At 66.2% G+C, this 13,784-nt stretch carries 12 protein-coding genes; 7 read left to right on the top strand and 5 right to left on the bottom strand.

What is annotated here, in order from left to right; all coding sequences use genetic code 11:
* Window positions 1–415: 415 nt before the first annotated feature.
* Entirely contained in the window at window positions 416–1,603 is a 1,188-nt protein-coding gene (locus AC5P7X_RS09010; RefSeq protein ID WP_216653255.1) for a mechanosensitive ion channel family protein, read from the top strand.
* 27 nt (window positions 1,604–1,630) lie between these two features.
* Here AC5P7X_RS09010 and AC5P7X_RS09005 read toward each other — a convergent pair whose 3' ends face one another.
* From AC5P7X_RS09005 to typA, 3 genes are read right to left on the bottom strand one after another with little or no spacing between them, the layout of a single operon-like run.
* Window positions 1,631–3,253: an amidase gene (locus AC5P7X_RS09005; protein WP_495214740.1), complete on the bottom strand. Its 1,623-nt coding sequence runs from the start codon at window positions 3,251–3,253 to the stop codon at window positions 1,631–1,633.
* A 41-nt stretch (window positions 3,254–3,294) separates the two neighbouring features.
* On the bottom strand, window positions 3,295–3,762 hold the full coding sequence (locus AC5P7X_RS09000; RefSeq protein WP_049414692.1) for a DUF2127 domain-containing protein: 468 nt from the start codon (window positions 3,760–3,762) through the stop codon (window positions 3,295–3,297).
* 11 nt (window positions 3,763–3,773) lie between these two features.
* Window positions 3,774–5,621, bottom strand: a complete 1,848-nt coding sequence (typA, locus tag AC5P7X_RS08995) for a translational GTPase TypA (protein WP_005415427.1) — start codon at window positions 5,619–5,621, stop codon at window positions 3,774–3,776.
* Window positions 5,622–5,893: 272 nt separating this feature from the next.
* On the opposite strand from typA, the gene AC5P7X_RS08990 reads away from it, so the two are divergent.
* From AC5P7X_RS08990 to AC5P7X_RS08965, 6 genes are all read left to right on the top strand, one after another.
* Entirely contained in the window at window positions 5,894–6,385 is a 492-nt protein-coding gene (locus AC5P7X_RS08990; protein WP_005408225.1) for a peptidylprolyl isomerase, read from the top strand.
* Window positions 6,386–6,502: 117 nt separating this feature from the next.
* Window positions 6,503–7,489 (top strand): malate dehydrogenase, encoded by a 987-nt coding sequence (locus AC5P7X_RS08985; protein ID WP_005415428.1) that lies wholly within the window; start codon window positions 6,503–6,505, stop codon window positions 7,487–7,489.
* An 85-nt stretch (window positions 7,490–7,574) separates the two neighbouring features.
* Window positions 7,575–8,189 (top strand): RluA family pseudouridine synthase, encoded by a 615-nt coding sequence (locus tag AC5P7X_RS08980; RefSeq protein ID WP_053501051.1) that lies wholly within the window; start codon window positions 7,575–7,577, stop codon window positions 8,187–8,189.
* A gap of 615 nt (window positions 8,190–8,804) precedes the next feature.
* Window positions 8,805–10,685 (top strand): propionate--CoA ligase, encoded by a 1,881-nt coding sequence (gene prpE, locus AC5P7X_RS08975; protein WP_329841336.1) that lies wholly within the window; start codon window positions 8,805–8,807, stop codon window positions 10,683–10,685.
* A gap of 214 nt (window positions 10,686–10,899) precedes the next feature.
* Window positions 10,900–11,403 carry a hypothetical protein gene (locus tag AC5P7X_RS08970; protein ID WP_171957864.1) on the top strand — a complete coding sequence of 168 codons (504 nt, stop codon included), beginning with the start codon at window positions 10,900–10,902 and terminating at the stop codon, window positions 11,401–11,403.
* 46 nt (window positions 11,404–11,449) lie between these two features.
* Window positions 11,450–12,505 carry a suppressor of fused domain protein gene (locus tag AC5P7X_RS08965; protein ID WP_329841338.1) on the top strand — a complete coding sequence of 352 codons (1,056 nt, stop codon included), beginning with the start codon at window positions 11,450–11,452 and terminating at the stop codon, window positions 12,503–12,505.
* A 93-nt stretch (window positions 12,506–12,598) separates the two neighbouring features.
* Here AC5P7X_RS08965 and AC5P7X_RS08960 read toward each other — a convergent pair whose 3' ends face one another.
* Together AC5P7X_RS08960 and AC5P7X_RS08955 are read right to left on the bottom strand one after the other, a co-directional pair.
* Window positions 12,599–13,210, bottom strand: a complete 612-nt coding sequence (locus AC5P7X_RS08960) for a glutathione S-transferase N-terminal domain-containing protein (RefSeq protein ID WP_069138930.1) — start codon at window positions 13,208–13,210, stop codon at window positions 12,599–12,601.
* Window positions 13,211–13,294: 84 nt separating this feature from the next.
* Window positions 13,295–13,753, bottom strand: a complete 459-nt coding sequence (locus tag AC5P7X_RS08955) for a cell wall hydrolase (protein ID WP_004154513.1) — start codon at window positions 13,751–13,753, stop codon at window positions 13,295–13,297.
* Between the last annotated feature and the right edge of the window lie 31 nt (window positions 13,754–13,784).

Raw genomic sequence — 13,784 nt, 5'->3', positions numbered from 1 at the left:
ACACCGCCCCGCCTCTGACGAATTCCGGCGGCTGCGGGTAAGTGTCGACCTTGGTCGACACGGTAGATCCACGCCATGCGTGGATGCTTTTGGAATCCAATTCGAAATATTCGATTCCGATGGAGATTCATCCACGCATGGCGTGGATCTACTGCAGATCGCGGAGATCTGTCGTAGGCGGGGTGGGTCCGGTTGCGGGGGCGTGAGCCGCATGGATGCGGCGACCGAGCTTACATGGACGTACTTGCAGCGCCCCCCGCAACCGGACCCACCCCGCCATCCCACAGCAAACCCGCTTCTGCTTCGGCTGTTGCTGTTGCCGTTGCTGTTGCTTCGGCTTCTGGGCAGGTGCAGGGCTGCAAGCCCTGCCGACCAACACCCTTCTTACGAACGGCTGACGTGACGCTCATGTGCCATGCGCGAGGCTGTCCACTTGGCGGTTCGACTGGAGGTGACAAGGGTGCACTGGCAGAGCGCACAGGCCTACGCATGGCCGTTGGGATTGGCCGTGGTGGTGGGCGGTATCGGCGCGTGGCTGATCCTGTGGATCTATCATCGGCTGAAAGGGCGTGATCGGCGGCGCGCGCGCATCGGGCGTGTGCTCGGGCTGCCAATGGCCACCGCATGGCCGCTGCTGCTGTTGATTCCTGCGTTGCAGGCCACGCCGCTGCAGGATCCCCTTCTGGGCAACCTGCAACGGGTGCTGCATATCGCACTGACCGCCTGCTTCATCTGGTTGCTGGTACGCGCAGTGGCAGCGGGTGAGCGGGCCATCCTGCGCAGCCATCCCATCGATGTCTCCGATAATCTGGAAGCGCGCCGCATCCAGACCCAGACGCGGGTGCTCAGCCGCGTGCTGATGGGCGGCATCATCGTGCTGGGCACTTCGCTGGTGCTGCTGACCTTCCCCATGGTGCAGAAGATCGGCACCGCGCTGCTGGCCTCGGCGGGCCTCATCGGCCTGGTGGCCGGTATCGCCGCAAAGCCAGTGTTCGGCAACCTGATCGCTGGCCTGCAGATTGCAGTGACCCAGCCGATCCGGCTGGACGATGTGGTGATCGTCGAGGGCGAGTGGGGACGCATCGAGGAGATCGGCAGCAGCTACGTGGTGGTACGCATCTGGGACGAGCGGAGGATGGTGGTGCCGTTGACCTGGTTCATCGAGAACCCCTTCCAGAACTGGACGCGGCGTAGCGCTGACCTGCTCGGCACAGCCTTCCTGTGGCTGGATTATCGTGCCCCGATTGCGGCGATCCGTGCTGAACTGGAGCGCATCTGCCGGGGCGAAGCGTTGTGGGATGGCCGGGTCTGCGTGACCCAGGTGACCGAAACCAGCGAGCGTGCGATCCAGGTGCGCCTGCTGGTGAGTGCGCGCAGCTCCGGCGACGCGTTCGACCTGCGTTGCCTGGTACGCGAGCGCATGCTCGATTTCCTCGCGCGTGAGCATCCGCACTCGCTGCCGCAGCTGCGTGCGCGGCTGCAGCATGCAGACGAGCTGGACATGCCGCGAGGTCCTCGTGCACGCACTGCAGATGTGCGTTCGCCGGGGGCTGAAGACGGTGAGGCGGCAATCGTGCCGATGGAGCCGGAACCCGAACGGTAGCGCCGGCCAGCGGCCGGCACTACCGGATCAAGGCTCGCCGGCGTCGATCAGCGTGTCGGTGCCGAAGTGCGGTGGCCGCCGCGCGCGGGTGCGCTGTTCGTAGGCGTACGCCATTTCGATCAGCTTCGGTTCGCTCCAGGCGGTGCCCATGAACAGCAGGCCGACCGGCAGGCCATCGATCTGGCCCATCGGCACGCTGAGGCTGGGATAGCCGGCGACGGCGGCGGCACTGTAGCTCTCGCCGGGGAAGTCGTCGCCTTCGCTGCGGATCGGCCACGCAACGCCGGTGGTCGGCGCGACCAGGGCGTCGAGCTGGTGGGCGGCGAGGGCCGCATCGATGCCTTCCGGGCCCGCCAACCGGCGCGCATCGCTGCGTGCGCGGATGTAGGCGGGGTCAGCCAGGCCGGCGGTGGCGTCGGCCTCCACCAGCAGTTCCTGGCCGAACAGGCCAAGCTCCTGCTTGCTGTGCGCCTGGTTGAAGGCGATCAATTCGGCCAGGCTGTGGAGGGGAGCGCGGTGGGTGCTGAAGTAACGCTCCAGCCCGGCCTTGAACTCGTACAGCAGTACCTTGCGTTCGGCGTCGGCCCAGGCGCCCTGGTTGGGCAGCTCCACCGGCACCACGACGGCACCGGCCCGACGCAGCTCGGTGGCGGCGTGTTCGATCAGTGGCGGCATGCCGCGGTATTTCAGCAGCGGCGTCTGCAGCAGGCCGATGCGCTTGCCACGCAGTCCCTGCGGATCCAGCCGCGCGGTGTAGTCGTACACCGCACGGCCGGGCATGGTTGCGGTGGCCGGGTCGGCATCATCGCGGCCGGCAATTGCGGTCAGTACGGCCGCAGCGTCGGCGACGCTGCGTGTCATCGGCCCCGCAGTGTCCTGGCTGAAGGAAATCGGGATGATGCCATCGCGGCTGACCAGGCCGACGGTCGGCTTGAGGCCGACGATGCCATTGATCGCCGCAGGGCAGACGATGCTGCCTCCGGTTTCGGTGCCGATCGCCACGCTGGCCAGGTTGGCGGCCACCGCTACCGCGCTGCCGCTGCTGGAGCCGCAAGGCGAGTGGCTGAGGCGATAGGGATTGCGGGTCTGGCCACCGCGCGCGCTCCAGCCGGACACCGAATCGTTGCCGCGGAAATTGGCCCATTCGCTGAGATTGGTCTTGCCCAGCACCACGGCCCCGGCCTCGCGCAGGCGCCGCACCAGATACGCATCGTCAGGGCGGAACCCCTGCAGGGCCAGCGAGCCGGCACTGGTGGCCATCGGTGCGGCGTTGATGTTGTCCTTCAGCAATACCGGGATGCCATGGAGCGGGCCGCGCAGGTGCCCATCGCGGCGCTCGCGGTCGCGTTCGGCGGCTTCCTTCAGGGCATCGGGGTTGAGCTCGATCACCGCGCGCAGGCGGGGGCCGGCCCGATCCAGGGCGGCGATCCGCTGCAGGTACGCCTGGACCAGGGTGGCGCTGTCCAGCTCGCCGGCGGTCATCTGCGCCTGCAGGTCGGTGACATCGGTTTCGGCGTACGGGAAGGGCACGTTGCGGCTCGCGGGTTCGGCCGCATGCGCGCTGGGCGTGGCCGGGCTGCAGCCAGCCGAAAGCAGCACAGGCAGCGTGGCAAGCAGGCAGGTCAGCAGAGGCGGCAAGGACGGGCGCATGGGGCGGCTTGGTCGGCTCCAATCCCCAGTGTAGCCGCTGCTCAGCGGTGGCGCTTGCGCAGATCGCGGGCGAGGACGTAGACCACGATCAGGTTGATCGCCAGGATCGTCCACGACGGCCAGCCGGGGTGGCGGATGATCGCGAAGATGTCGAAGGGCAGGTACAGCGAGGCAGTCAGGCAGCCCAGCCAGGAGGCCCAGGCCTTGGCCCGCCACAGGCCCCAGGCTTCGACCAGGTGCAGCAGGCCGTAGCCGATCATCCCCGCCGCGGCCAGGTGGACCGCGTCGGGGCTGATCATATGCAGCAGCGAGGGCAGGGTGCCATGGTCCGGATCCAGGCTGAAACGCCGGATCAGGACCATGATGCCGTGCCGAAGCGGCTGCGGTCCGAGCACTTCCAGCCCGGTGGCGGCCAACAGCGCCAGCAACGCCTTGCTCGCTTCGAGCAGGGCGATGACGTGCAGGCCCGGATGCCGGTGTGGATCCGGGTTGTAGCCGCTCTGGTTCACGGGGTGCAGGCTCAGCCGCCGCGCGAAGCCTTCTTGCGATCGCTTTCGGTCAGGAACTTCTTGCGCAGGCGGATCTCCTTCGGGGTGATCTCGACCAGCTCATCGTCTTCGATGAAGTCCAGGGCCTGTTCCAGCGAGTACTTGATTGCCGGGGTCAGCTGGATCGCATCGTCCTTGCCCGAAGCGCGCATGTTGGTCAGCGGCTTGGTCTTGATCGCGTTGACGGTCAGGTCGTTGTCCTTGGAGTGGATGCCGACCAGCTGACCTTCATACACGTTGTCGCCTTCGGCAGCGAAGAGCTTGCCGCGTTCCTGTAGCGGACCCAGCGAGTAGGCCGGGGTGACGCCCGGCGCATTGGCGATCATCACGCCGTTGATGCGCTTGGCGATGGCGCCCTGTTCCTTCGGGCCGTAGTGGTCGAACACGTGGAACAGCAGGCCCGAACCCTGGGTCAGGGTCTTGAACTCGTTCTGGAAGCCGATCAGGCCACGGGCCGGGATCTGGTACTCCAGGCGCACGCGGCCCTTGCCGTCCGATTCCATGTTCTTCAACTGGCCCTTGCGGGTGCCCAGCTTTTCCATCACGCCGCCCTGGTGGATTTCTTCGATGTCCACCACCAGCTGCTCGATCGGCTCCATCAGCTGGCCGTCGATTTCCTTGATGATCACTTCCGGGCGCGACACAGCCAGCTCGTAGCCTTCGCGGCGCATGTTCTCGATCAGCACCGACAGGTGCAGTTCGCCACGGCCGGAGACCAGGAACTTGTCGGCGTCTTCCAGCTGCTCGACCTTCAGGGCCACGTTGTGGACCTTTTCACGGTCCAGGCGGTCCTTGATCTGGCGGCTGGTCAGGAACTTGCCACCGGACAGGTCCTTGTTGCCGGCGAACGGCGAATTGTTCACCTGGAAGGTCATCGAGATGGTCGGCTCGTCGACGGTCAGCGCAGGCAGGGCTTCCGGGAAGTCCGGTGCGCAGATGGTGTCGGAGATGGTCAGCTCCTGGATGCCGGAGATGGCCACGATGTCGCCGGCCTCGGCCGAATCCTGCTCGATGCGCTCCAGGCCCATGAAGCCCAGCACCTGCAGCACCTTGCCGTTGCGCTTCTTGCCTTCACGGTCAATGACCGCGACCTGCATGTTCTTCTTCAGGGTGCCGCGCTGGATGCGGCCGATGCCGATCACGCCCACGAAGTTGTTGTAGTCCAGCTGGCTGATGCGCATCTGGAACGGGCCTTCCGGGTCGACTTCCGGCTTCGGCGCGTGCTGCATGATCGCTTCGTACAGCGGGGTCATGTCGCCGTCGCGCACGGTGTCTTCCAGGCCCGCGTAGCCGTTCAGGCCCGAGGCGTAGACGATCGGGAAATCCAGCTGCTCGTTGGTGGCACCGAGCTTGTCGAACAGGTCGAAGACCTGGTCGATCACCCACTCCGGACGGGCGCCCGGACGGTCGACCTTGTTGACCACGACGATCGGCTTGAAGCCCATCGCGAAGGCCTTCTGGGTCACGAAGCGGGTCTGCGGCATCGGGCCGTCCATCGCATCAACCAGGATCAGCACGGTGTCGACCATCGACAGCACGCGCTCGACCTCACCGCCGAAGTCGGCGTGGCCGGGGGTATCGACGATGTTGATCCGGTTCTTGATGCCGGTCTTCTTGTCTTCCCAGGTGATGGCGGTGTTCTTGGCCAGGATGGTGATGCCGCGTTCCTTTTCCTGGTCGTTGCTGTCCATCACGCGCTCGGCGAGGACGGTGCGCTCGGACAGGGTGCCGGACTGCTTCAGCAGCTGGTCGACCAGGGTGGTCTTGCCATGGTCGACGTGGGCGACGATGGCGATGTTGCGAAGATTTTCGATGGACATACGAAAGGGGGCCAGTCGGCGCCGGATTTGGAAAAAGAAGTCCAACATTATACGTCGAACTTGACGATTCGCGAAAAGGTGGATTTCACGCCGGCCCAGCGGCCCATTCAGCTGGCTGTCTGCCGCTTCGGCCGAGGTCGCCAGGACGGGGCCCCCGGCTCACCTTCCGCTGGCTGAAGGCGGGGGCTCCACCGATGGTCGAAGGCACCGCCGCCACGAGGCAGGTGTAAACTAGGTGGCTAGACGCATTCCCCTTTGCACCAAGGATCTTCATGTCCCTCATCGCCACTTTCGACACCACCCAGGGCCCGATCAAGGTCGAGCTGTTCGCCGACAAGGCGCCGCTGACCGTGGCCAACTTCGTGAACCTGGTCAAGCACGGCTTCTATGACGGCCTGATCTTCCACCGCGTGATCGCCGACTTCATGATCCAGGGCGGCTGCCCGCAGGGTCGTGGCACCGGCGGCCCGGGCTACAAGTTCGAAGACGAGAAGAATGGCGTGAAGCACGAGGTCGGCTCGCTGTCGATGGCCAACGCCGGCCCGAACACCAACGGCAGCCAGTTCTTCATCACCCACATCAAGACCGATTGGCTGGACGGCCGCCACACCGTCTTCGGCAAGGTCCTGGAAGGCCAGGCCATCGTCGATTCGGTCAAGCAGGGCGACGTGATCCATTCGATCACCCTTGAAGGCGACGTCGACGCCGTGCTGGCCGCCCAGGCCGACCGCGTCGCGGAGTGGAACAAGCACCTCGCCGCCTGACCCCCTTCGAAACGGCCACCCACGGGTGGCCGTTTCCCTGTTCCCCGCCGCCCGCCCGGCCTGCGTGGCCATGCCCGCGGCGTCCCATCAAACGCTTGCAAGCAAGAGGAAACCCCCATGAAAGCACCCGTTCGTGTTGCCGTGACCGGCGCCGCCGGCCAGATCGGTTATGCCCTGCTGTTCCGCATCGCCTCCGGCGAAATGCTGGGCAAGGACCAGCCGGTCATCCTGCAGCTGCTGGAACTGCCGGTCGACAAGGCCCAGGCCGCCCTGAAGGGCGTGATGATGGAGCTGGAAGACTGCGCGTTCCCGCTGCTGGCCGGCATGGTTGGCACCGATGACGCCGAAGTCGCGTTCAAGGACGCCGACATCGCTCTGCTGGTCGGCGCACGTCCGCGTGGCCCGGGCATGGAGCGCAAGGACCTGCTGCTGGAAAACGCCAAGATCTTCACCGCCCAGGGCGCGGCGCTGAACAAGGTCGCCAGCCGCGACGTGAAGGTGCTGGTGGTCGGCAACCCGGCCAACACCAACGCCTACATCGCGATGAAGTCGGCCCCGGACCTGAAGCCGGAAAACTTCACCGCCATGCTGCGCCTGGACCACAACCGCGCGCTGAGCCAGCTGTCGGCCAAGCTCGGCAAGCCGGTCGGTGGCATGGAGAAGCTGGTCGTGTGGGGCAACCACAGCCCGACCATGTACCCGGACTACCGTTTCGCCACCGCCGACGGCGCCTCGATCGCCGATGCGATCAACGACCAGGAGTGGAACGCCAACACGTTCATCCCGACCGTCGGCAAGCGCGGCGCGGCGATCATCGAAGCCCGTGGCTCGTCCTCGGCCGCTTCGGCCGCCAATGCCGCCATCGACCACGTGCGTGACTGGGTGCTGGGCAGCAACGGCAAGTGGGTCACGATGGGCGTGCCGTCCGACGGTTCCTACGGCATTCCGGAAGGCGTGATCTTCGGTTTCGCGGTGACCACCGAGAACGGCAAGTACACCCTGGTCAAGGATCTGCCGATCGACGACTTCAGCCAGAAGTACATCGACAAGACCCTGGCCGAGCTGGAAGAAGAGCGCGCCGGCGTCGCCCACCTGCTGGGCTGATGCGGGCGGTACCGGCTCCGGTCGGTACGCAGAAAGCGGGGAAGCTTCGGCTTCCCCGTTTCTGTTTGGACGGATACAGAGCCGGATGATCCATCTGCACTACATCGACGACGCGCTGCTGGTGGCTGAAAAGCCCCCCGGCCTGCTGTCCGTGCCCGGCCGCAGCGCCGAGAACCAGGACTGCGTCGTCGCGCGCCTGCAGGCGCTGTACCCGGATGCGTTGACCGTGCACCGCCTGGACCAGGTAACTTCCGGGCTGCTGCTGCATGCGCGTGGCAAGGACATGCAGGCGGCGTTGTCGATGCAGTTCGAGCAGCGCCGGGTTGGCAAGCGCTATGAAGCGGTCGTCGAGGGGCTGCTTGAAGGCGATGCCGGCGACGTGGATCTGCCGCTGATCGTGGACTGGCCGAACCGGCCGAAGCAGATGATCGACCATGAGCGCGGCAAGCCGGCGCTGACGCGTTGGCGCGTGCTGGCGCGTGATGTTGAAGCGCAGCGTACGCGCGTGGCGCTGGAGCCGATCACTGGCCGCAGCCATCAGTTGCGCCTGCACATGGCCAGTCTCGGCCATCCCATCGTTGGTGACGTGCTGTACGACGCCGCACCGGCGCCACGCGTGCACCTGCATGCGCGCAGCCTCCGGCTCACCCATCCGGCGACGGGCGAAGCGCTCGCGTTCGAGTCCGCGACTCCGTTCTAGGGATTCGGCAGGGCTTGCAGCCCTGCACCTGCAGAATCAACGTCAACGTCAGAAGCCAACGCGGCATTCCGTGGAATGGCGGGGCACTGTGGGTTTGCGGGGACGCCGTAAACCCATCCAGGGGGGCCAGATCACACACCCCGCAAACCGACAGTGCCCCGCCTTCGACAGTTGGCCGGCGGCCAGTAGATCCACGCCATGCGTGGATGAATCTCAATCGGAATCGAATATTTCGAATTGAAATCGAAATGCATCCACGCATGGCGTGGATTTACCGTGTCGACCAAGGTCGACACCTACCAGCGCAATCCGCCGTTCCGACAGATGGCAGGAAACTGTCGAAGGCGGGGTGGGTCCGGTGGCGGGAGTGTCCGCGGCATGGATGCCGCGGCCAAGCCCCCAAGGACGGGTTTACGGCGTCTCCCGCCACCGGATCCACCCCGCCATCCCCCAGTAAGCCAGCTTCTGCTGTTGCTTTGGCTTTGGCTTCGGCTTCTGCGGGTGCAGGGCTGCAAAGCCCTGCAGAACAAACCCACCCCCTACCAAGGTAGGGCGGCCCGCGCGCCAGCGCCGGACTATCCTCGAACCCATGACTTTGTCTGGGAGGGCTGCGTCATGAACTACGAGGAAACCTACCGTCGCTCGATCGACGAGCCGGAGGCCTTCTGGGGCGAGGAAGCCAAGCGCATCCATTGGCACAAACCGCCGCAGCAGGTGCTCGACTACAGCAACCCGCCGTTCCGGCGCTGGTTCGTCGGCGGCGAAACCAATCTCTGCTACAACGCCGTCGACCGCCACCTGGCAACGCGCGCCGACCAGCTCGCGCTGGTTGCGATTTCCACCGAAACCAACAGCACCCGCGAGATCACCTATCGCCAGCTGTATCGCGAAGTGAACGACTTCGCCGCCGTGCTCAAGCATCTCGGCGTCGGCCACGGTGACCGCGTGGTGATCTACATGCCGAACATGGCCGAAGCCGTGTTCGCGATGCTGGCCTGCGCGCGCATCGGTGCGGTGCACTCGGTGGTGTTCGGTGGCTTCGCCGCGCACAACCTGGCGCTGCGCATCGACGATGCGAAGCCGAAGTTGCTGATCGCAGCGGACGCCGGCATGCGCGGTGGCAAGTTGATTCCGTACAAGCCGATGGTCGACGCGGCCTGCGCCGAAGCGGCGTCGCCGCCACCGCACGTGCTGATCGTGTCGCGCGGGCTGGATGCCGCCGAACCCCGCGTGCCGGGTCGCGACGTGGACTACGCCGCGCTGCGTGCACAGGTTGGTGAGGTCGATGTGCCGGTACAGTGGCTGGAAGCGAGCGAGCCGAGCTACCTGCTGTACACCTCCGGTACTACCGGCAAGCCGAAGGGCGTGCAGCGCGATGTCGGTGGTTACGCGGTGGCGATGGCGCAGTCGATGGAGACCGTGTTCGACTGCAAGCCGGGCCAGGTGATGTTCTCCACTTCCGACGTCGGCTGGGCGGTAGGCCACTCGTACAACGTGTACGGCCCGCTGATCGGTGGCTGCACCTCGCTGCTGTACGAGGGGCTGCCGACAAATCCGGACCCGGGTATCTGGTGGGCGCTGTGCGAACAGTACAACGTGCGCACCATGTTCTCCTCACCCACCGCCATCCGCGTGCTGAAGAAGCATGACGCGGACTTCATCCATCGCCACGACCTGCGCGCCCTGAAGTACCTGTTCCTGGCCGGAGAGCCGCTGGACGAACCCACCGCGCACTGGATCAGCGAAGCGCTGGGCAAGCCGATCATCGACAACTACTGGCAGACCGAAACCGGCTGGCCGGCACTGACCCTGCTGCCGGGCCTGGAGATGAAGCCGGTGCGCTTCGGTTCACCGGGCTTCCCCAATCTCGGCTACCGGATGAAGGTGATCGACGAGAACACCGGCGAGGAAGTGGCACCGGGGCAGAAGGGCGTGCTGGTGGTGTCGCCGCCCTTGCCGCCGGGTTGCATGAGCACGGTGTGGAACGACGACAGCCGTTTCCTGCAGAGCTACTTCAGCCACTTCAAGGAACTGCTGTACAGCTCGCTGGACTGGGCGATCCGCGATGACGATGGCTATACCTTCATCCTCGGCCGTACCGACGATGTGATCAACGTGGCCGGGCATCGTCTGGGCGCGCGCGAGATCGAGGAGGCCATCTCCAGCCATCCGCGCGTGGCCGAGGCTGCCGTGATCGGGGTCAAGGACGAGCTGAAGGGGCAGGTGCCGCTGGTGTTCGTCACCCTCAAGCAGGGGCTTGAAGGCGAGGATCCGGCGCCGGTGGTGGCCGAGATGATGGCGACGGTGACGACTTCGCTTGGTGCGGTCGCGCGCCCGGCGCATGTGCACGTGGTCAACGCGCTGCCCAAGACCCGTTCGGGCAAGCTGCTGCGGCGCTCATTGCAGGCGTTGGCCGAGCAGCGTGACCCGGGCGACCTGTCGACGCTGGACGACCCCAGCGCGCTGGAGGAGATCCGCCGCGCGCTGGGCCGTTGATCCGGTGGTGCCGGCCGCTGGCCGGCCCCCCATCAATCCCGAGGTTGCCGGCCAGCGGCCGGCACTACCCGCTGCACTTGCGCTAAGCTCGCCCTGTCATCGACCTGCAACACGCGGTGCGCGCCGGGGAATGCGCGCGCCGCCCAGGGGTGGCACACCGGGGGGCGTGCCCGTGAGGGTGCGCCGGCATGGCGCATCAAGGGAGGGGGATGCAATGGCATTGCTGCACGCCAAGACGGCTGCTGGCCGTCAGGAAATCGAAGACCGTGGCCGGCGCCTGCCGGCGGCACTGCGTTCAATCCTGCTGATGGTCGATGGCCATCGCGATGACACCGAACTGCGCGGCTTGTTCGATGGCCTGCGCGCACCTCCGGATGCACTGGAGCAGCTGGCCGCACAGGGACTGATCGAGGTGATCGGCGGGAGCGTAGAGGCCGCTCCGGCGCGTGGCATCAGCACCGGCCGCGAACAGGACCCGGCGCTGTACCAGCAGTTGTACGACGCGATGAGCGAGGCGGTGCGGCGCCATCTGGGGCTGAAGGGCTACTTCATGCAGTTGAAGATCGAACGCTGCACCGATGCGCTGGCGTTGGAACGCCTTTGCCCGGAACTGCTGGCGGCGGTGGGCAAGGCGCGCAGCCCGGCGCTGGCCCAGCGCTGGTGGCAGGAAACCCAGTCCGCCGTAGTAAGCGCTGGCAAAGAGGTCGTGCAGGCCTGAGCCACCGCGTAAAGTGATCGGTTCACTTCCCCACAAGGAGTCCCGCGTGCAGGACGACCACGATGACACCGACACCCCCGGCTGGGACGCGATCAATGCGGCGCTTTCGCCGCTGTATGCCGGGCAGGAGCCGCGACACTACGGCACCGCGCTTCCCTACACGCTCGGCGGCCAGGATCCGCTGGATGGCATCAGCGTGTACTGGGCGGATGCGCCGGTTCCGCATTGGCACTACATCACCTACGGTTTCTCCGAGCTGTATGCCAAGGAGAGCAGTGATGCTGCCGCCAGCGGCTATGGTTTCGAGCTGACGTTCCGTCTCGCTGCCGAAGCCGCTGAGAACGCCGACAGCACGCCGCCGGTGTGGCCGATGAACCTGCTGCAGAACCTGGCGCGCTATGTGTTCGGCAGCGGCAACGTGTTCGAGGATGGCCACCATCTGAATGCCAACGGCCCGATCGCACTGGAGACCGACACGCGGTTGTGCCACCTGGCCTTCATTGCCGACCCGCAGTTGCCGGCACGCGACACCGCCAATGGCCACCTGCAGTTCCTGCAGCTGGTCGGATTGACCGATGAGGAAATGGAGGCAGTCAAGCGCTGGTCTACGCGCGGCGTGCTGCAGGCGCTGCAGCCGGCAATGCCGCTGTGGGTCAGCGACCTGCACCGCGGCAACCTGCTGGAGGACCCTGCGCTGGCGGCAGAGGTGCGGGCCGGCAGCGAGCGCGAAGGCTCCAGCACCGGCATGTTGTTCATCGAGACACTGGACTGGCGCCAGGAGGCGGGCATGACCACGCTGGTGCTTGGCGCCGGCCAGGTGGCGAGCGTGTGCGAACTGCTGCCGCTGCGCCTGCGCCACGGCAGATCGCTGGAACTGGTCAGCCGCGAGCGGCAGTGGGAGTTCATCGCGGACGGGGGCGGTGAAGTGGCGGACGTATCCGCCGACAGCGCGCGCTGGTCACTGGACGAGGCGGGCCTGCAGGCCCTGGCAGGGGTGCACGCCGAGCGCGGGGTCTACCCGCTGGCAGGAAGGTTGCGTATCGAGGTGGTGCCGACCTACCTGCGCGATGCCAAGGGGGAAGTGATCCGCCAGATCGGCTGATCGCGCCAATGAAATCGAGGGGGGCGGAGCCGCCTGGTAGCCGATGGGGTCAGATCCGTTCGCCACGCGAACGGCTCTGACCCCTGACCAAGGTCAGGCCAGGCCTTCGGCCTTCAGCGCGGCCTGCACGCCAGCATCGGCGTCCATGCGTGCCTTGTAGGCGGCCAGGTTGTCCAGGCCGGACAGATCAACCTTGGTACCGGCGGCCCAGCGCAGGGTGATGTAGAAGTACGGGTCGGCGAAGCTGCGGAAGCCGGCCAGCCAGGGCTTGTCGGCCAGCTGCTTGTCAGCGGTCTCGAACAGGCCACGCAGGCGCTTGTGCGCGGCGGCGCGGATCGCGTCGTACTGGCTCTCGTCGGCGATGAACTTGCCCGGCGCGAACAGCGGCGAGAAGGCCGGGTGCACGTCGGAATTGACGAAGGCCAGCCAGCGGGTGGCTTCGGCGCGCTGGCGCGGGCTGCCATCACCGCCGAGGCCGGCCTGCGGGAAGCTGTCGGCGATGTAGCCCATGATCGCGGCGTTCTGCAGCAGCACGAAGTCGCCGTCGACCAGTGCGGGAACGGCACCGGCCGGATTGATCTTCAGGAATTCCGGACCCTTCAGGGTGTCCTTGTTCAGCAGTTCAACCTCGAACGGCTGGCCGGTCCACTGCAGGGCGATGTGGTCGGCGGTGGAACAGGCACCGGGCTTGCTGTACAGCTTCATGGGAACTCCAGGTGATGCGGGCGGGAAACGCCCACTATCCCAGAGCCCGGCGGCGGCCGGCAACGCTGCCGCCAGCACGGATCGTTACGATTGCCGCGGCTTGAGGTTCTGCACCTTGTAGAAGGTGTGATCGCCGATGGTCGCCACCTGGTAGGCGTTGCGCCAGTTCGGGCTGGCGATGGACAGCGCGGCGAAGTGGCTGGCACCGGGCACGATCTCGCGGCGTTCGCCGGCCGGCAGCGCCCAGTTGCGCTCGGCGTCGAAAGCCACGTTCATCGCTTCGCTCCACGCCGCGTCATTGCCCAGCTGGGTGCCGGGGGAGACGATGGTCGGTGCGAACTGCTTGCGCGCGGTGACCACCTGGCACATCGAGTCGCCCCACAGGCCACTGTCGAGACGGCGCAGGGCGACCTCGGCAACAGCCTGCTGGCCGCGCAGGGTCTGGTCGCGGGCTTCCAGGTAGACGGTGGTGCTCAAACACAGTGAATCAGCGGCCGGCTGAGGCAACAACTGCGACAGCCAGAGAATCCAGGCCAGTTTCATATAACTCCTTGCTCCGTATGGGCCGCACCCT

The sequence above is a fragment of the Stenotrophomonas sp. YJH_SMC_53 genome (assembly GCF_059369995.1).
Note: the sequence above shows the minus strand (reverse complement) of the source record. Positions and strands in the feature narration are given on the sequence as shown.